Here is an 18161-nt window from a genome sequence, read left to right as displayed (position 1 = left end):
TGTCTTCTCGAAGCCGCGGGCTGGTGGCGGAGGTTCCGTGTCCCCCTTCTGCCGCGATTGCCTGACGACGCAAAGCGAGGGTGCCCGCCGCTGCCGCGCCTGCGGCTCGCCGCGGCTCGTCGATCATCCGGCCCGCGACCGGCTGACCATCGCCCATGTCGATTGCGACGCCTTCTACGCCGCGGTCGAGAAGCGCGACGACCCATCCCTGCGCGATCGTCCGCTGATCGTCGGCGGCGGCAAGCGCGGCGTGGTGGCGACCGCCTGCTACCTCGCCCGCATCTCCGGCGTATGCTCGGCCATGCCGATGTTCGAGGCGTTGAAGCGCTGTCCCGACGCCGTCGTCATCAAGCCCGATATGGAAAAGTACGCCCGCGTCGGCCGCGAGGTGCGGGCGATGATGCTGGCGCTGACGCCGCTGGTCGAGCCGGTTTCGATCGACGAGGCCTTCCTCGACCTCTCGGGCACCGAACGCCTGCACGGTGCGAGCCCGGCCCTGACGCTGGCCCGCTTCGCCGCGCGGGTCGAGGCCGAGATCGGCATCACGGTCTCGGTCGGGCTCTCGGTGAACAAGTTCCTGGCCAAGATCGCCTCGGACCTCGACAAGCCCCGCGGCTTCTCGATCATCGCCGGCGAGGATGCCGTCGCGTTCCTGTCGGAGCGCCCGGTCGGCATCCTGCCCGGCATCGGCGAGAGCGCGCGCAACCGGCTGGCCGGGCTCAACGTCCACCGGGTCGGCGACCTGACGCGGGTCGGGGCGGAGCGGTTGCAGGGGGCGCTCGGGCGCGACGCGCTGCGCCTCATGGCCCTGGCCGAGGGCCGGGACGGGCGCCCCGTGCGCCCGACCCGTGAGGCCAAGAGCGTCTCGGCCGAGACCACGTTCGCCGCCGACATCGCCCGCTTCGACGAGCTGCGGCCGATACTGTGGCGGTTGTGCGAGCGGGTCTCGGCCAGGCTGAAGCGGTCGGAACTGGCGGCCGGCAGCGTCACCCTGAAGCTGAAGGACGCGCGCTTCCGCCTGCGCACCCGCACCCGCGGTGGCCTTCCCCCGACGCAACTCGCCGAGAGCCTGTTTCGCGCCGGCGAGCCGATGCTGCGCGCGGCCTGCGACGGCACCCCGTTCCGGCTGATCGGCATCGGCGGCGGCGACCTCTGCGCCGGTCTCCATGCCGACCGCGGCGATCTCGCCGACCAAGACATCGAGCGGCTGGCCCGCCGCGAGGCCGCCCTCGACCGGGTGCGGGAAAAGTTCGGCGCAGGCGCGATCCAGCGGGGACTGGTCTTCACCGGCGAGAGTGCCGGTCCGAAAGGTGGCCGCCGGCTTTCCGAAAAAGCCGATGCGGCACAGTGAGCGAGCGCCTCATGCCGGATCCGAGGCCCGGCACGAGGCGCCTGGCCGAAGCGGCGGGGAAGAGGCGAGCCGGTCTCACGAGCGGCCGGGCAGCCGAGCGAGCAGGCTTTCCGTCTCCCGCACGATGGCGTCGGGCGCGGTGTAGGTGATCATGTGGCCGGCGCCCTTCAGGGTGACGAGGCGCGCCTCCGGAATCGCCCGGCTCAGTGGTTCGGCCTGCTTGCCGGTCACCACGACCGGATCGCCCTCCCCCGACACGATCACCGTCGGCACGCGAAGGCTGCCGTAACGCGGCGCCTGCTCGGCCAAAGCCGCCGGCAGGCCGGCGAGATCCTGGATGTTGGCAAGCGCCGGACCCGGCCGGAGGATCAGCGGCGCGCGGCTTCGTCCGACATAATCCTCGACCGGCGGCTCCGGCCGGAACACTCCTTGAGCGACGCCGGGCAGGTAGTAGAGCCCCAACGGCACCGCGATCGTCCGCGTCAGCAGCCACGTCACCGGCGGCTTCAGGGCGAGCCCGGCCCACCAGGGCAGCGCAGTGGGCGGGAACGGCATCGCCACGGGCGCGAGCAGCACGAGGCCCGCCGTCCGCTCCGGTCGGTCGAGGGCCATGCGCAGCGCCAGCGCGCCGGACCACGAATGGCCCATGAGGATCACCGGCCCGAGCCCGAGCCGGTCGATCGCCTCGTGCAGCGCCCGCGCCTGGAAGGCGGGCGTCGCGGCCTCCCCGCCCGCGATCCGGTCGCTGTTGCCGTAGCCCGGCCGGTCGAAGGAGACGACGCGGAAGCCCGCGCGCGCGAGGCCGCGCCCGACGCCCTCCATCGGATCGTAGGCGTTGGCCGAGGCGCCGTGCAGCAGCACGACCGTGCCCCGCGCATTCTCCCGCGGCCCGTCTTCGAGATAGGCGATTCGTCCACCCGCGACGGCGACGCGGGTTTCGGCCGGCGGATAGCGCGCCTCGACGCGGGCCGCGATCAACAGGGTCGCCGCGGCGGCGGCCCCGAGCGCCAGGACGACGAGGCCGGCGGCGAGCGCGAGGAAGCCGGCGGCGAAGCGGAGAAGGTCGGGCACGGCCGGAATCAGAGGTCGCGGCCGTCCACGTCGGGCTTCAGCCGGTCGATCGCCTTCTTGAGGATGTCCCAGCGCGGGTAGAGCGCCTCCGCCCGGCGGAACGCGTCCATAGCGCGGCCCTTGTCGTCTGCGGCGAGGTAGAGCTTGCCCAAGGCCGCCCAGGCCTCGAAATGGCGCGGCTCGAGCACCAGGGCGCGCTGCAGGTCGGCGATGGCGTTCTGCGTGTCGGAGAGGCGCCAGAACAGGGTCGCGCGCCGGCTCCAGCCCTCGGCCCAGTTGGGCTCCAGGGCGACGGCCCGGTCCATCAGCTCGACGGCGAGCGGCAGCTCGTTGCCGGCCATGGCTTGGCGGGCGCGGTCGGAGAGGAGGTCGGCGGTGGCGCTGCCGGAGCGACCGAGGCGGCGCTCGATGAGGGTGGCGACGGCCTTCGATTCTGCCTCGTCGTCCGAGTCCTTGAGCCGCTTGTAGAGGTCGTCGAGGCTGACCGGCGGCGGCGCCTTGCGCTCCTTGTCCGGCTGCTCGCGCCCGCCCGGCTCGGGGGCCGGGGCGGCGACGGCATTCGTCCCGGCCAGGGCGAGGAAGAGGATCAGAAACGGAAACGGGCGGCGCGGCATGAAGCCAACATCCACCCGGTCACAAGGAGCGTCAACGCGCCCGCACGCCGCGCCCTGCTCGGGCGCCAGCGTGTCAGCTTATCAGCCCTGGCGGGCCTTGAAGCGCTTCTGGGTCTTGTTGATGACGTAGACCCGGCCCTTGCGGCGGACGAGCTGGTTGTCGCGGTGACGGCCGCGGAGGGACTTGAGGGAGTTGCGAATCTTCATCGGTCTCACGTCGGCGCGGATCGAGACCGGCCGCCTGTTGTCAGAAAGTGTTTCTCGGAACGGAGCGCCGCAAGCGGCACTCCGGCGATGGCGGTTCATGACATCGCGGGAAGGCCGCCGCCTTACCAGACAACGGCCTCCGCAGGCAAGGTGTCGCGGCTACCGCTCGCGCCACGCTTTCGCCAGCTGGTCGGTCAGCGGCTTCGTCAGATAGGACAGCACCGAGCGCTCGCCGACCTGCGTGTAGGACTCCACCGGCATGCCGGGCACGAGCCGCAGCCCCTTGAGGTGGTTCTTGTCGTCGTCGGCGATGCGGATGCGCGCCGTGTAGAAGCTCATCCCGGTCTTCGGATCGGTCGTCACGTCCGCCGAGACCCGCACGACGACGCCGTCGATCTCCGGGGTGGTGCGCATGTTGAAGGCGGAGAAGCGCAGGTTGGCCTTCTGGCCGACGCGGACATTGTCGATGTCCTGCGGCTGCACCCGCACCTCGACGAGGAGCTGGTCGGCGGCCGGCACGATCAGCATGGCCGGCTCGCTCGGCGTCACGAGGCCGCCGATGGTGTGCACGGTCATCTGGTGGACGTAGCCGTCCTGCGGCGCGCGCATCTCGATGCGCTTGAGCTGATCTTCGGCCGCGATGCGCTTCTCGCGCAGCTCCGACCACTTGCCGCGAATCTCGGCCAGATCCTTGCCGACCTCGGTGCGCATCTCCTGATCGATCTGGAAGATCTGCAACTCGGTCTCGGCGATCTTGCCGCGGGCCGAGGCGGTCGAGGCGATGAGCTGGCCGCGCTCGCCTTCGATCCGCGCGCCGTCGCGCTCCAGCGCCGTGACGCGCGACAGCGGCACGAGGTTCTTGGAATAGAGTTCGCGCACGCCCTTCAGTTCCTGGCCGATCAGGACGATCTCCCGGTCCTTGGCCGCCGCCTGCTCGGTGAGGCCGGAAATCTCCTGGCGGAGCTGATCGACGCGCTCGCGCAGCTGCGCCTTCTGGCCCTCGCGGCCGGCGACGCGCGAGGCGAACAGGCGCGATTCGCCGTCGATGAGCCGGGCGACCGAGGGGTCGCTGTCGATCCGCGAGACCAGCTCGTCGGGGAACTGGATCGTCTTGTGGCCGTCGCGTTCGGCCTCGTCGCGGGCGCGCCGCGCGGCGAGTTCGTCCATCGCCTTGAGGACGATGTCGAGATTGGCCCGCGTCTGGGTCTCGTCGAGGCGGATCAGCACGTCGCCCGCCGAGACCCTCTGGCCCTCGCGCACGAGGAGTTGGCCGACGACGCCGCCGGTGGGGTGCTGGACCTTCTTGATGTCGGTCTCGGCCACGAGCTGGCCGGGCGCGATCACGGCGGCCGAGACGTGGGTGAAGGTGGCCCAGCCGCCGATGCCGAAGACGAGGACGACGGCCAGCCCGAGCGCCACGGCGAGATGACGGCGGATCGAGCCGTGGGCGGTGGGCCGCGGCAGAGCGGGGCTGAGGCCCGCGATGGGGGCGAGGCTCGTGGACATCAGGCGCTCTCCTGCCGGGCGTTGGCGACGGCTTGCGCGGCGGGCGGGGCCGCCACCGGCGCGGGAGCCGGGCGCAGCACGCGCTTCAGCACCTCGTCCTTCGGCCCGAAGGCCTGGGCGCGCCCGTCGGCCATCATCAGGATCAGGTCGACGGCGGCCAGCGCGCTCGGCCGGTGGGCGACGACGACGCAGACGCCGCCGCGCTGGCGCACGCCCAGGATCGCCTGGGTCAGGGCGTTCTCGCCCTCGCTGTCGAGGTTGGCGTTGGGTTCGTCGAGCACCACGAGGAAGGGATCGCGGTAGAGCGCGCGGGCGAGGCCGATGCGCTGGCGCTGGCCGGCGGAGAGGCCGGCCCCGCCCTCGCCGATGCGGCTGTCGTACCCCTCCGGCAGGCGCAGGATCAGATCGTGGACGCCGGCCGCACGGGCCGCGGCGATGACGAGCTCGGAGGGCGGGTTCGGCTCGAACCGGGCGATGTTCTCGGCCACCGTTCCGGCGAACAGCTCCACCTCCTGGGGCAGGAAGCCGACATGCCGGCCGAGATCGTCGCTCGACCATTGGTCGAGGGCCGCGCCGTCGATGCGGACCTTGCCGCGCACCGGCGGCCAGACGCCGACCATGGCACGCACCAGCGAGGACTTGCCCGAGGCCGAGGGGCCGATGACGCCGACGCCCTGGCCGGCCTTCAGGGTGAAGGTGACGTCCTGCACCACCACGCGCGGCGTGCCGGGCGGGGCGATGCTGACGCCCTCCACCGAGATGACCTGGCTCGGGGCCGGGAGCGCATGCGGCTGCTCGGAGGCCGGCAGCTTGGCGAACAGCTCCGACAGGCGCCGCCAGCTCTGGCGGGCGGCGACGAAGCCTTTCCAGTTGGCGATGGCGAGTTCGGCCGGCGCCAGGGCGCGGGACACGAGGATGGACCCCGCGATGATGATGCCGGGGGTTGCCTCGTTGTGGATCACCAGCCACGCGCCGAGCGCGAGCACGCCCGATTGCAGCGCCATGCGGAACACCTTGGAGCCGGCGCCGAAGCCGCCGCCGACATCCGCCACGCTCTGGTGCGATTGCATGTAGTCGCGGTTGGCCAAGGCCCAGCGGGCCGCCAGCCGCTGCTGCATGCCCATGGCGGCGAGTACCTCCGCGTTGCGCCGGCCGGATTCGGCGAGCCCGTTGCGGCGCAGCCCGTGGCCGGTGGCGGCCTGGGTCGGCGTCTTGGTGGCCCGGTCGGTCAGGAAGGTAAGCCCGGCCAGGATCGCCGTGCCGATAATCGCCGCGACACCGATATAGGGATGGAACAGGAAGCAGATGCCGACATAGATCGGCATCCACGGCAGATCGAAGAAGGCCGAGGGGCCGGTGCCCGACAGGAACGAGCGGATCTGGTCGAGGTCGCGCAGCGGAAGCAGGCCGTCGCCGGGCACCGCGCCCTTGAGCGGCGCGCGCACGACGATGTCGAACACCCGGCCGCTCAGGGATTCGTCGAGGGCGGCGCCGATGCGCGCCAGGATGCGCGAGCGGATCGCCTCCAGCACGCCCTGGAAGCCGTAGAGGACCAGCGCCAGCACGCTGAGGCCGATCAGGGTCGGCACGGACCGGCTCGGGATGACCCGGTCGTAGACCTCGAGCATGTAGAACGAGCCGGTGAGGTAGAGGATGTTGACGAGGCCGCTCATCACGGCGACGCCGATGAAGGCCGCCTTGCACTGTCCCAGTGCCGCAGCGATCTCGTTCCTGTCGCGCCCTCTGCTCACCGCCCTGCCCCCCACCTTCCGGCGACCCTACGGCCGCCGTCCTGATCGGCTCCGTTCGGAGACTGCGACCAATCCGCGTTCATAGGACCAATCGTGTCCAAATTTAAGCGGAATATCAGCATGTCTCGCACACAAACTGCGAAGCTATTGCCGGCATCTCGCCATCGACGGCTCGATATGCGCTCTACGCCAGGCCGAACGACAGAAAATCGCCTCGCCGCTGCGGATCTTCTCTTGATCTGGCTTCGGGCGCGGCGGTTCATCGTCGTATTGATCCGTTGCGGCGATGCTGGCGCTCGCATGAATATTGGTCTACAGCCTCGGTGTGGTCGAAGCCTCGGCGGCCCGCCGGAACGGGATGCCTTCCACGCGTTATCGCATGGCTGCCTTTCATGAAGATGTCCTGACCGCGACGCGTCGTCCGTGATCGGCCTCACGGAAGGCCGTCGCGACAAAAAGGTCACGCCGGATCGCCTCGGGAACCGCGGCGACGGGGTGAACGACGAAAACCGCCGGCCCGAGGGTTCGGGCCGGCGGCGATGTTGTTCGGATCCCTGCGGGCGACCGGGTTCCGCTAATTCGGAGCGGGGGCCGGGGCCGGAGTCGGTTCCTTGGCCGGAGCCGGTTCCTGGGGCGGAGCTGCGCCGGCCTCGGCCGTCACCTGGGTCAGCTCCGGATAGGTCTCGACCACGTGGGCTCCGGCGAGCGGCTTGTTCTGGCCGTTGTGGCAGGTGGCGCAGTTCAGCTTCGGCGCGTCGCCGGTCGGACCGAGGCGGTTGGGCGGGAAGGTCGAGGTCAGTGGCTCGATGTAGTCGCCGTTGAGGTCCCGCACCATCCGGATCGCGTGCCAGGCGAGAGTCCGCTGAGGCGTGCTCTGCGACCAGTTCGAGATCGCCCGGGTGTTGTGGCAGTAGGTGCAGTTGACGCCGAGCGCCGACGACATGTGCATCATCAGGCCGTAGGTCCGCTCCGCGTCCTGGATCGGCTTGCCCTTGCTCTCGGGCAGGGCCGTCGTGGCGTTGACGCGGATCAGGTTCTGATCGACGTCCTTCTTGGCGAAGAACTCGGCGAAGGTGTTGTAGGGCAGCGAGGCGAGGCCGACCGAGGGCGAGGCCAGGTTCTGGCCGTTGTTGCGCGGCGTGAACGCGGTCTTGTAGTTCGGCCCCGGATTGTCGAACCAGACGTTCTTCGGCACCGGCTGTCCGCGGTGACAGGTGTAGCAGGTCACACCCGCCTCGCCGACATGCTTTTCCTTCCAGGTGGTGTTGATGTGCTGCACCATCTGGATCATGCGCCGGGCGACCTTCTTTTGATAAAGGCTGTCGTCGGCCATGTTCTCGGTGTTGTGGCAGTAGGTGCAGCCCTGCTCGGGCGCCACCCACTCGGTCATCGAGGTCATCAGGCGGTTGAATTCCTCGACGCTGACGTCCTTCAGCACCTGGACGTTCTGATAGGTCGCGCCGGCCTTGTCGGTGCCCTGCTCGACCGGCTCGGCCGGATCGGGGGCGACGTTGGCGGCCTTGAGCGCGGCCGCCCCCGCCTTGGTCTGGATCTGGTCCATGCCCGTGCCGCGGAAGCCGTGCTGCTGGGCCAGGATCGGGGGCCTCGTCCAGCCGGCGGTGCCGAACTGGGCGATGGTGAGGAAGGTGGCGACGACCGCCGCCGCGACGACGAGAAGTGTCTTCATGGCGTCGCTCCCGGCGTGCTGAGCGGATCGGTGATCGGCCCGTAGACCTGCGGGTAGGCCGGCGCGACACCGTGCTTGACCGCCCAGAGGTACCAGTTGTCGACGACCGTGCCGGTGAGCAGGATGCCGATGCCGCCGGTGATCGTGGTGAGCACCGCGAACCACCACGCCCAGCGGTGGATCGATTCCATCGTGGCGTTGAAGCCCATGGTCCAGCGCCAGAACAGGGCGGCGCGCTCGGTGGCCGTTCCGCGGTCCACGATCTGGTCGATCTCACGCTCCGCGCCGTAGCGGCTGGTCGCCAGGATGGTGGCGCCGTGCATGGCGAAGAGCAGCGTCGATCCGTACAGGAACGCGATCGAGAGCATGTGGAACGGGTTGTAGAACAGGTTGCCGTAGCGCAGCGAGAAGGCGGCGGTCCAATCGAGGTGCGGGAAGATGCCGAAGGGCACCGCCTCGCTCCACGAACCCATCATCAGCGGCCGGATGAAGCCGAGGACGAGGTAGAGCCAGATCGCCGCGGCGAAGGCCCAGGCGGTGTGCGAGCCGAGCCCCAGCGCCTTGGCGCGGCGGTACATGCGCACCCACCACAGCAGCACCGAGGCGGTGAGGAAGAAGCCGGCGATCAGCCACCATCCGCCCTCGTTGAGGGGCGGCAGCACCTTGAGGCCGTATTTGGGGAGCGGCGGCTCCAGGGCCAGCCAGGGGAGCTGGCGCACGAACTGGATCGGGTCCCAGTTCACGGAAGCCAGCATGTTGAGGCCGATGATCTCGAAGGCGATCAGGCCGCAGGTCAGCGACAAAGCCCCGAGATAGCCGCCGTAGATCGGCCCGACCTGCGAATTGCCGAGGAGCCCGAACAGGTAGCTGTTGAACGGCTTGCCGACGCGGTTGTCGACCGCGACCGGGATACCGTGCTCCGGCTCGCGCGGGCGCACCTGCACCGCGGTGAAGATATTCTGGTAGTAGGCCACGGATTCTCCCTCCCTGGACCTACGGTCGCCCGAGGTGGATCCTCGTGCCCGTCGATCGATCGTTACCGGGGGCGCGGTCGGCGGGGGCGCCGGCCGCGGATGTCAGTCTTGGTTCGTTACGCCGGGTTTCAGCGCCAGATCGGCAGGTTGAGCCACCAGCCCCACCATTCGGGCCAGCCCTGCGTCCAGAACGGCCCGCTGATGACGATGCAGACCGCGCTCCAGAAGCCCGCCGACAGCGCCAGGAACAGGCCGAGCCGGTGGATGCCGAGCGTGCCGATCGAGTAGCCGATCGTGTCGCGGAAGTAGGTGTCCTCATGCTCCGGCGTCTTGACGGTCTCGCCTTTCGGCGGGTTCGTCGAGGACAGGATCAGCGAGCCGTGCAGCGCCAGCGCGAAGGTCGTGGTGAAGAAGAAGCTCACCGCGAGCATATGCGCCGGGTTATAGTGGAAGTGCAGGTACTGGTATCCGGTGTTCGACACCCAATCGAGGTGACTGAGGATGCCATAGGGGAAGCCGTAGCCCCAGGCGCCCATCAGGAACGGGCGGATCACCACCAGCGTCACGTAGGCGAAGATCGCCACGGAGAAGGCGAACGGCACGTGGTAGCCGATGCCGAGCTTGCGGCAGATCTCGACCTCGCGCAGGGCCCAGGACGAGAACGCCCCGACCGCGCAGAAGGTGATGATCTGCCACAGGCCCCCCTCCTTCAGGGGCGCCAGCGCCAGCCCGTATTTCAGGTCCGGCGGGGCGATGTTGATCTGCCAGATGTTCCAGGTCGGGCCGATCGCCGCGCCGTAGATCACCAGCGCGGTGCCGAGCACCGTGAAGAACATCGTCGTGACCCCGAAGAAGCCGACGTAGAACGGCCCCAGCCAGAAGTCGAACAGGTCGCCGCCGAGCAAGGTGCCGCCGCGGACCCGGTATTTTCGCTCGAAACTCAGCATCGCCATGGGCCGGTTCCTCCCGGGGGGTCGGAGAGGGAATGCCGCGGGCGGGTCGGGACCGGCCCGCGGCGGGGTGTTCGCGCGTCAGCCCGGCATCGACGGGAGGACGAGGCTATGGGCGGCGGCCGCCTTGGCGTCCTTCGGGCCTTCCAGCCAGTTGAACCGGTCGGTGCTGAGCAGGATGAAGTGGATCAGCAGCGCCAGGATGAACAGGAAGGTGAAGAGCGCCACCAGCGTGCGGCGCGGATCGAACAGAAGCCAAACCTTGTGCATGCGATCCTCCTCAGCTGATCATCGAAACGAGGCCGTGGGCGGCCTGCTGCACGCCGTCGAGCATGGCGTAGCCCTTCGGCCCGGGAAGCCAGGGGCGCCACAGCCAGACGAGGATGTGGGCGACCACGGCAATCGCCGTGAAGATGATGAAGCTCGTCAGGAAGATCGCGTGGAACTCCTTGGCTTCCGGTTCCGTCAGCCCTGAGAGGCTGCTCGGTCTTTCAGTGGTCATTCCGCTGGCCATCGATTGAACCTCCGCTGGTTGGGCCGCGCCCTTTTCGGGGACGCAGCGGGTGACGCCGCAACTCGATGACAATCGCGGCGTAGGATCCCCCGTGACACCGCACGGAAGGTGAGTTCGCCTCGGGCTGGAAGGTCAGCCCATGAAGGCGAAGGGAATGGCCGAGACCGCCATGGCCTTGGCCTCGCCGAAGACCGACCGGCGCATCACGGGCAGGCCGCGCCGCGTCGGGGCGCGCCCGGGGAGCACCCGCTGCGCCAGGGCGGCGGCGAGGAAGAACGGGTAGGTCGCCGCCAGGATGATCCGGAACTGGATCGCCTCGCTGGTGTGGCGGGACGGTGCGGTCAGGGAGCGTTGCATGGAGTGGCTCTCCGCGATGGGTCCGCCGCTCACGCGGGCCGGACGGTGAAGGGGGGACGTGGCGGTCGCGCTCATGCGGCGGCCCCCACGGTGAGGTCGGCCTGCGCCCGCTCGACATGGGCGGGGGCCACCCGCTCGGCCGCGGCGCGGCGGGCGGCGCGCTCGGCGGCGTCGCGCAGGCGCTTGGCCGCGGAGATCCGCACCAGCACCGGCTGCGCCTCGACCAGCGCTTCGAGCTTTTCCCGTGCGGCCGAATCCCAGGGCAGCTCGCGGTGGGTGCGGGCGGGCGTCGCCTCGACCGCATCCATGTCGCGGGCGAGCGGCAGGATGTGGAAGAGCATGTCGAACAGGGCGTTGCAGACTTCCTGGACGAGGTAGGTCGCGCCCGCGTAGCCCATGAACGGCGTGCCGGTGTGCCGCCGGATGATCGCGCCGGGGAAGGAGGCCGGCACGTAGGCCGCCCGCCCGCCGGCCTCGGCGAGGTACATCCGTTCGTTGAACGAGCCGAACAGCACGAGCGGTGGGTTGGCCTTGATGGCGTCACGCACCGCGGCGTTGTCGGGCTTCTGTCCGGCGCTGCGCGCGAACGCGAAGTGGCAGGGCAGCCCCATCTCCTCTTCGAGGAAGTGCCGGACGCCGCGGGCATAGGTCTCGGTGGCGACGATGCCGAAGCTCGCGGTCCCGAAGAAGTCCTGTGTCACCGAGCGCCAGAGATCCCAGACTGGCTTGATCGTGGTGTGGCGCTCGCGCTCGATGAACGGCTCGGGATCGAGCCCGAGGATTGCCCCGAGCGAGCGCAGGAACTTGGTGGTCGACAGGACGCCGATCGGCGCCTGGAGGTAGGGCCGTTCCAGGCTCTCGCAGAGCAGGCGCCCGAACTCGCGGTAAAGGCAGATATTGGCATCCGCGTTCACGAGCTTGGGCACGTCGGCGAGATGCGAGCCGAGCGGGAAGGTCAGGTTGATCTCGGCGCCGAGCCCCTCGACCAGGCGACGGATCTCGGCGAGATCGGACGCCATGTTGAAGGTGCCGTAGGCCGGGCCGATGATGTTGACGCGCGGCTTCTCGCCGGCCTTGCGCTCGGGGCGGGCCGGGATGCCCTTCTTGGCGAAGCGCTTGGCGCCGTATTCCTGCCAGAGCCAGGACATCGCCCGATCGGCCGCCTGCCACTGGTCCTCGTCGATGGTGCGCGGCAGGAAGCGCTGGAGGCCGGTGCCCTCGGGGGTGACGCCGCCGCCGATCATCTCGGCGATGGAGCCGGTGACGACGACGCTGGGCTGGCCCGGATCGAGCGTGGCATGGGCCCGGTTCATCGCGCCCTCGGTGCCGTGGCGGCCGAGTTCCTCTTCCGCCAGCCCCGTGACGACGATGGGGAGTTCGTGCGGCGGCAGCGCGTCGGTGTAGTGCAGCACCGAGGTGACCGGCAGGTTCTCGCAGCCGACGGGACCGTCGATGACGACTTGGAGCCCCTTGATCGCGGTGAAGACGTAGACGGCGCCCCAGTAGCCGCCGGCGCGGTCGTGATCGAGGACGAGCATCAGGCCATCTCCCCGATCGGTTTGAGGGGAGCCGCCGCCTTCGGCGCGGCCTTGAGCTTGGGAATCTCCTGCCAGATGCCGGCGGCATGGCCCGTGCCGACACCCTCGAAGAAGTCGCGCATGGCATCGAAACGGGGCTTGTTGGCGAGCGCGGCGTTGATCACGCGGGCGAGCGAGCCGGCGCCCGCGGCCCCCATCAGGGGCCGGGCCGAGATCAGGTTGGTGAAGTAGAGCGCCGGCGTGCCGCGCTCCTTGGCGTGCTGCACCACCGGCGTGGTGCCGACGGCGAGGTCCGGCCGGAATTCATGGAAGGCGGCAAGATCGTCCTCGAGCGAGGCGCGGTAGCGGATCGTGACGCCGCGCTCCTCCAGCCAGACCCGGTCCGGCTCGGACCAGGGCGTGCGCGGGCAGGCGGTGCCGACGTAAGGCACCTCGGCGCCGCTCTCGATCAGGAGGCGGGCGACCAGAAGCTCCGAGCCCTCGTAGCCCGACAGCGTGATGCGGCCCTTGATCGGCATGGCCGACAGCGCACCGCGGATCGCGGGGAGAATCCGGTTCTGCGCCGCCGCAATTTTTTCCGAGGGCACGTCGCAGGCGTTGCCGATGGCGGAGAGCCATTCAGCGGTGCCGTCGTGACCCACCGGGGCGGAGCCGATGACGGGCCGCCCGGCCGCCTCGAACTCGCGGATGCTCGCGGTGTAGAACGGATGGATCGCCGCGACCGCGGTGGCGTCGAGGGCGGCGTAGAGTTCGCGCCATTCGCGCGTCGGCACCACGGGGCCGGCGGAGAGGCCGAGCGGTTCGAGCAGCGCGCCGATCACCACCGGATCGGCCGGGAACATCTCGCCGAGCAGAGCGACGCTCGGGCGTTCGGAGCGACCGCCGCGAGGCGCCTGGACCGGACCCTGCTCGGCCTCCGAGCGGGCGAATTTCAGCATCGCGCCGGCCAGCACGTCCTTGGCCTCTGCATGGGTCGGCACGCCGAAGCCCGGCACGTCGATGCCGATGATGCGCACCCCGTCGATTTCCTTCGGGAGCAGGCGCAGCGGCACCCCCGAGGCGGTCGGGACGCAGAGGTTGATGACGACGACGGCGTCGCATTCCTCAGGTCTCGCCGAGGCATGGACCGCCTCGCGGATGTCCTCGAACAGCTTGCCGGTGACGAGCGTCTCGGAATTGAACGGCACGTAGCCGACGCTCCGGCGCGCCCCGTAGAAATGCGAGGTGAAGGTCAGCCCGTAGACGCAGCAGGCGCTCCCTGAGAGGATCGTCGCGGTGCGGCGCATGCGTAAGCCCACGCGCAAGCTGCCGAAGGCCGGGCACATGCTCTGCGGCTGGTCGTGGGGGCCCGCCGGATAATCCTGACGCAGCCGCTCCAGCGTCTCGGACATCCCGGCGGCCTCGGCAGCCGCCCGCATCGCGTCCTTGCCGGCGTGGCAGCCGAGGCCGTCAGCCTTGGTGGCCTCGAGGTTGACCGGTTCCGCCGGCTTGCGGGCGCGCAAGGCGCCGATGTCGAGGGAGACGGCCATGCCTCAGACCTCGTCGTAGACGACTTCGAGGGACGGCTTCACCAGGGTCGAGACCCCGCACATGTCCTCGATGGTGGCGGGCTCCAGCACGTAGTCGCGCCCCGTGGTCTCGCTGGAGAACAGGCCGAGCAGGCCGTCCTGCGAGAGCGGGGTCGGGCGGTGGGGCGCGGCGTCCGCCACGTTCTGCGCCAGCGCGGCGAAGAGCGAACCCCACTGCCCGTCGGGCTTGCCGATGATCTCGTAATTCGCGCTCTTGCGGCGGATGTCCTCGTTGGCCGGGATCGAGGCCAGGACCGGGATGCCCGCCGCCTGGGCGAAGGCCTGCGCCTCGCCGGTGCCGTCGTCCTTGTTGATGACGAGGCCGCCGACGCCGACATTGCCGCCCATCTTGCGGAAATATTCGACCGCCGAGCAGACGTTGTTGGCGACGTAGAGCGATTGCAGGTCGTTCGAGCCGACGACGATGACCTTCTGGCACATGTCGCGGGCGATCGGCAGGCCGAAGCCGCCGCAGACCACGTCGCCGAGGAAGTCGAGCAGGACGAAGTCGAAGCCCCATTCGTGGAAGCCGAGCTTTTCGAGCAGCTCGAAGCCGTGGATGATCCCGCGCCCGCCGCAGCCGCGCCCGACCTCGGGGCCGCCGAGTTCCATGGCGTAGACGCCGTCGCGCTTGAAGCAGACGTCGCCGATGGCGACCTGCTCGCCCGCGAGCTTCTTCCGCGTCGAGGTCTCGATGATGGTCGGGCAGGCCCGGCCGCCGAACAGCAGCGAGGTGGTGTCGCTCTTCGGGTCGCAGCCGATCAGCAGCACCTTCTTGCCCTGCTGGGCCATCATGTAGCTGAGGTTGGCCAGCGTGAACGACTTGCCGATACCGCCCTTGCCGTAGATCGCGATGATCTGCGTCTCGCGCTTGACCGGGCCCGTGGCGACCGGATCCGGCTCATGGGCCGCCTCCTCACGCAGCTTTTCCGCGGCGTTCAGCGACGCCTTGTTGAGCTGGACGTTCATGCGCAGGCCCTCCAGTCGAGGATCATCTTGAGGCAGGCCGGGTCGGTGAAGGCGGTGCGATAGGCCTCCTCGGCCTGGGTCGCGGGGAGGCGATGGGTGATCAGCCCGTCGAGCGACAGGCCGCCGCTGCGCACCAGCGCCGTCACCGCGGCGAGATCGTCCGGCCTCCACTCGGCCGAGACTCGGAGGCGGGCCTCGCGCAGGAAGGCGGGCGGGAAGGCGAAGGAGAGCGGCGCCTCGTAGAAGCCCGCCAGCACGATCTCGCCCTGCGGCGCGAGCCGGCCGATCAGCGTGTCGAGGAGGCCGGCGCTGCCGCTGACATCGGTGATGGTGGCGTAGTCGTGGGTGGTGTCGTCCTCGGGGGCGATCACCGGATAGCCGAAGCGGCCGTCCCGGCGGACGGGATCGCGCTCCCACACCACCGGTTGGCCGCCCGCCAGCACGGTCAGACGGGCGAGCAGCCGCCCGAGCACGCCGTGGCCGACGATGAGGCTGGCCGAACCCGGCGTGACGCCGGACAAAGCGTGGTAGGCGGTGGCCGCGAGCGCAATCAGGCAGGCTTGGTCGCCGAGACCGGCATCGACCGGCACGAGGCGGGCTGCCGGGACCACGAGATGGGAGGCGGCGCCGCCGAACAGGCCGCGCACCTCGCCGAAGCAGCGGGCACCGGGCACGAACACGGTCTGCCCGACCGCGACCCCGCATTCGGGCCCGGCCGCGACGACGGTGCCGACGGATTCGTAGCCGGGGACGAGGGGGTAGCCCATGCCGGGGAAGGTCGGCATCCGGCCCGACCAGAGCAGGCGCTCGGTGCCGGTGCTGATGCCGCTCCAGGAGACGGCGACCACCGCGTCGCCCGCGGCGGCAGGGGTCAGCGCCAGGCGGCTGAGCGCCAAGTGCTCCGGTCGTTCAAGGACGACGGCCAAAGCCTCCATGTCCTCGCCTCCGCCCTGGTTGTCGCGACTCCACCGGTCGGTGGTGCGCCTTGTGTCATCCTAGACTGACACCAAAAAGCGTCAAGCAGAGTTTACACTGCTAGGTGCGCTTTGCCGTGATCAGTTTTGCCAGGAGCGGCCGGCGGGTCGGGCGTTCGCGGATGTCGGTGAAGCCGGCCTCAAGGAGCATCGCCGAGAGTTCGGCGGCCGTGCGGGGCCGTCCGCTGCCCATCGCCATGAGGTAGAAGCCGAAATAGGCGTCGCCGATGGGTTCGGCGCCCGACGTGCCGGCCATCGGTTCGGCGATGGCGACGAGGCCGCCGGGCGGGAGGGCGGCATGGACCGCGCGCAAAAGCGGCTCGACGACCGAATCGTCGTGGTCGTGGACGACGCGCACCAGCGAGATCGCATCGGCGCCGTTCGGCAGGATGCCCTCGCGAAAGCTGCCACCATGGCAGGTGACGCGGGATCCGAACCCGGCCGATTCGAATCGGGCGCGGGCCCGCTCGGCGACCGGCGGCAGATCGAGGAGCTTCAGCGTCAGGTGCGGATGGCGCCGGGCAGCCTCGAAAAGAAAAACGCCCTCCCCGCCGCCGATGTCCATGAGGCAGGCGCGGTCGGAGAGCAGCAGCGCGTCGAGCACGTCGCCCGCGATCATGGCCTGCGAGGCGGCCATCAGCCCGCTATAGGCGGCGACCGAATCGGCGGCGACCTCGGCCCCGCCCCCGGCATAGGGCCAGTAGGCCGAAAGCCGGGTGCGGTCGGGCTTGTCCCGCAGCAGCGCGACCGGGTCGGCGAGGTCGGCGTAGAGCATGGAATGGTGCTCGACCATGGCCGCGATCGACGGGTTGCCGATCATTGCGGCCCCCAGATCGGCGAGGCCGAAGCGGCCGTCGGGCAGGCGGGTCAGCAGGTCGAGGGAGGCGGCGGCCTTCAGCAGCGTGAGGGCGCGCTCGGGGGGCAGGTCGAGGCGCCGGGCGATGACTTCGGGCGCGAGCGGGCCGGGCTGCAGCAACCGAAATAGGTCGAGCCGCACGCAGGCGAACAGCACTTGCGCATAGACGAAGCCGGCACAGAGATCGAACAGGGCGCGGGTGTTGCGCCGGGCGATGCCGCGGGTGAGCGGGAAGCCGGCGGCCCAGCGCTGGAAGGCCGGGCTTGCCACCGTGCCGTTGCGGAAGGCGAGCCAGCGCTCGCGCCAGCCGCGGCGGACGGGCGCCGCTGCCGGCCGCTCGGACTGCGTCGTTGCGGCGGGCATCGAGCCTTCTCAGGCGAGCGCCGGGCGCAGCGAGGCCGGCAGGAACAACCGGCTCTGCGCCTCGATCTCGGCGCGGATCGTCTCCAGGCCGGGGCAGACCGGAATCACCTCCATGGCCTCGCGGGTGAGGCGCTTGAGCCGGTCCAGGGCGCCGCCCATGCCGAGCAAGGCCGCGGCGTTGGGGCGCCCGAGGGTGGCGTCGCGCCCGGCGGGCTTGCCGATCTCCTCCTGGCGGCAGGCGACGTCGCGCAGGTCGTCGGCGACTTGGTAAGCCTCGCCGAGGCATTCGCCGAGCAGGCGCCACGGCAGCGGCGCGGCGCCCGCGGCCGCCGCACCGGCCACGGTGGCGGCGGCGAACAGCGCACCGGTCTTGGCCTGCTGGTAGGCGCTCAGATCGACATGCGCCTCGGATTCCCAGGCCTGTCCGGCGACGATGCCGACGGGGGAGCCCGCGGCCCGCGCCACGAGGCCGACCAGGGCCGCGAGCCGTTCCGGCCGGCGGGCGGCGCCGCGGGCCAGCGTCTCGAAGGCGGCGACGATCAGCGCGTCGCCGGTCAGCACCGCCAGCGGCACGCCGAAGGCGGCGTGGACCGAGGGCTTCTGGCGGCGCATCGGCGCATCGTCGAAGCAGGGCAGGTCGTCGTGGACGAGGCTGGCGCAATGAAGGAGCTCGATCGCGGCGGCCGCCGCGTCGGAGGCCGCCGGATCGTCGTCGCCGCAGGCGAGCGCCACGGCGAGGCACAGGCGCGGGCGGATGCGGTGGCCGCCGGGGAAGACCGCGTATCGGATCGCCTCCGCCAGCTGCGGCGGCGCGCCGGGCGCTTCCAGATGCGAGACCGCCACATCGAGCGCCGTTTCGATCCGCCTTCCGACATCCATGGCGCTCTCTCCCTATGTCAAGTCATGTTGTC

18 protein-coding genes are annotated in these 18161 nt (G+C 70.3%); 1 reads left to right on the top strand and 17 read right to left on the bottom strand.

Features of this window, described 5'->3' with window-relative positions; translation table 11 throughout:
* The first annotated feature begins 37 nt into the window (after positions 1-37).
* Positions 38-1351, top strand: coding sequence for a DNA polymerase IV (locus BM140_RS18110; protein ID WP_091949629.1), 1314 nt, complete (start codon positions 38-40; stop codon positions 1349-1351).
* A 75-nt stretch (positions 1352-1426) separates the two neighbouring features.
* Here BM140_RS18110 and BM140_RS18105 read toward each other — a convergent pair whose 3' ends face one another.
* The 17 genes from BM140_RS18105 to BM140_RS18025 all read right to left on the bottom strand — a co-directional run bounded on the left by BM140_RS18105 (position 1427) and on the right by BM140_RS18025 (position 18129).
* On the bottom strand, positions 1427-2422 hold the full coding sequence (locus tag BM140_RS18105) for an alpha/beta fold hydrolase (protein ID WP_244535484.1): 996 nt from the start codon (positions 2420-2422) through the stop codon (positions 1427-1429).
* Between the two features lie 8 nt (positions 2423-2430).
* Positions 2431-3036, bottom strand: a complete 606-nt coding sequence (locus BM140_RS18100) for a tetratricopeptide repeat protein (RefSeq protein ID WP_091949623.1) — start codon at positions 3034-3036, stop codon at positions 2431-2433.
* An 81-nt stretch (positions 3037-3117) separates the two neighbouring features.
* Positions 3118-3243 carry a type B 50S ribosomal protein L36 gene (gene ykgO, locus BM140_RS18095; protein WP_003601867.1) on the bottom strand — a complete coding sequence of 42 codons (126 nt, stop codon included), beginning with the start codon at positions 3241-3243 and terminating at the stop codon, positions 3118-3120.
* 159 nt (positions 3244-3402) lie between these two features.
* The gene (locus BM140_RS18090; RefSeq protein ID WP_091949620.1) at positions 3403-4749 is read right to left on the bottom strand and encodes an HlyD family type I secretion periplasmic adaptor subunit; all 1347 of its coding nucleotides are present in this window, start codon (positions 4747-4749) and stop codon (positions 3403-3405) included.
* A complete protein-coding gene (locus BM140_RS18085) occupies positions 4749-6500 on the bottom strand; it encodes a type I secretion system permease/ATPase (protein WP_091949617.1) in 1752 nt (583 codons plus the stop codon). Before BM140_RS18085 ends, BM140_RS18090 begins: the two co-directional genes overlap by 1 nt.
* 574 nt (positions 6501-7074) lie before the next feature.
* The gene (gene pufC / locus BM140_RS18080; RefSeq protein WP_091949614.1) at positions 7075-8187 is read right to left on the bottom strand and encodes a photosynthetic reaction center cytochrome PufC; all 1113 of its coding nucleotides are present in this window, start codon (positions 8185-8187) and stop codon (positions 7075-7077) included.
* Positions 8184-9161 (bottom strand): photosynthetic reaction center subunit M, encoded by a 978-nt coding sequence (gene pufM / locus BM140_RS18075; protein WP_091949611.1) that lies wholly within the window; start codon positions 9159-9161, stop codon positions 8184-8186. The genes pufC and pufM overlap by 4 nt, the downstream gene beginning before the upstream one ends.
* A 128-nt stretch (positions 9162-9289) precedes the next feature.
* Positions 9290-10114: a photosynthetic reaction center subunit L gene (gene pufL / locus BM140_RS18070; RefSeq protein WP_091949608.1), complete on the bottom strand. Its 825-nt coding sequence runs from the start codon at positions 10112-10114 to the stop codon at positions 9290-9292.
* Positions 10115-10192: 78 nt separating this feature from the next.
* Positions 10193-10381, bottom strand: a complete 189-nt coding sequence (gene pufA / locus BM140_RS18065; protein ID WP_056242949.1) for a light-harvesting antenna LH1, alpha subunit — start codon at positions 10379-10381, stop codon at positions 10193-10195.
* A gap of 10 nt (positions 10382-10391) precedes the next feature.
* On the bottom strand, positions 10392-10625 hold the full coding sequence (pufB, locus tag BM140_RS18060; RefSeq protein ID WP_091949605.1) for a light-harvesting antenna LH1, beta subunit: 234 nt from the start codon (positions 10623-10625) through the stop codon (positions 10392-10394).
* Between the two features lie 132 nt (positions 10626-10757).
* On the bottom strand, positions 10758-10982 hold the full coding sequence (locus BM140_RS18055; protein WP_091949601.1) for a hypothetical protein: 225 nt from the start codon (positions 10980-10982) through the stop codon (positions 10758-10760).
* A 71-nt stretch (positions 10983-11053) separates the two neighbouring features.
* Positions 11054-12520 (bottom strand): chlorophyllide a reductase subunit Z, encoded by a 1467-nt coding sequence (gene bchZ, locus BM140_RS18050; protein WP_091949598.1) that lies wholly within the window; start codon positions 12518-12520, stop codon positions 11054-11056.
* The gene (gene bchY / locus BM140_RS18045) at positions 12520-14049 is read right to left on the bottom strand and encodes a chlorophyllide a reductase subunit Y (RefSeq protein WP_091949595.1); all 1530 of its coding nucleotides are present in this window, start codon (positions 14047-14049) and stop codon (positions 12520-12522) included. The genes bchZ and bchY overlap by 1 nt, the downstream gene beginning before the upstream one ends.
* A 3-nt stretch (positions 14050-14052) precedes the next feature.
* Positions 14053-15057 (bottom strand): chlorophyllide a reductase iron protein subunit X, encoded by a 1005-nt coding sequence (locus tag BM140_RS18040; RefSeq protein ID WP_091949592.1) that lies wholly within the window; start codon positions 15055-15057, stop codon positions 14053-14055.
* Positions 15054-15992, bottom strand: coding sequence for a chlorophyll synthesis pathway protein BchC (gene bchC / locus BM140_RS18035; protein WP_091949589.1), 939 nt, complete (start codon positions 15990-15992; stop codon positions 15054-15056). The genes BM140_RS18040 and bchC overlap by 4 nt, the downstream gene beginning before the upstream one ends.
* 100 nt (positions 15993-16092) lie before the next feature.
* The gene (locus BM140_RS18030) at positions 16093-17250 is read right to left on the bottom strand and encodes a methyltransferase (RefSeq protein WP_091949586.1); all 1158 of its coding nucleotides are present in this window, start codon (positions 17248-17250) and stop codon (positions 16093-16095) included.
* A 9-nt stretch (positions 17251-17259) separates the two neighbouring features.
* The gene (locus tag BM140_RS18025) at positions 17260-18129 is read right to left on the bottom strand and encodes a polyprenyl synthetase family protein (RefSeq protein WP_091949583.1); all 870 of its coding nucleotides are present in this window, start codon (positions 18127-18129) and stop codon (positions 17260-17262) included.
* Positions 18130-18161: the final 32 nt, after the last annotated feature.

The organism is Methylorubrum salsuginis (genome assembly GCF_900114375.1).
GTDB lineage: Bacteria > Pseudomonadota > Alphaproteobacteria > Rhizobiales > Beijerinckiaceae > Methylobacterium > Methylobacterium salsuginis.
This window is presented reverse-complemented; position numbering and strand designations above follow the sequence as displayed.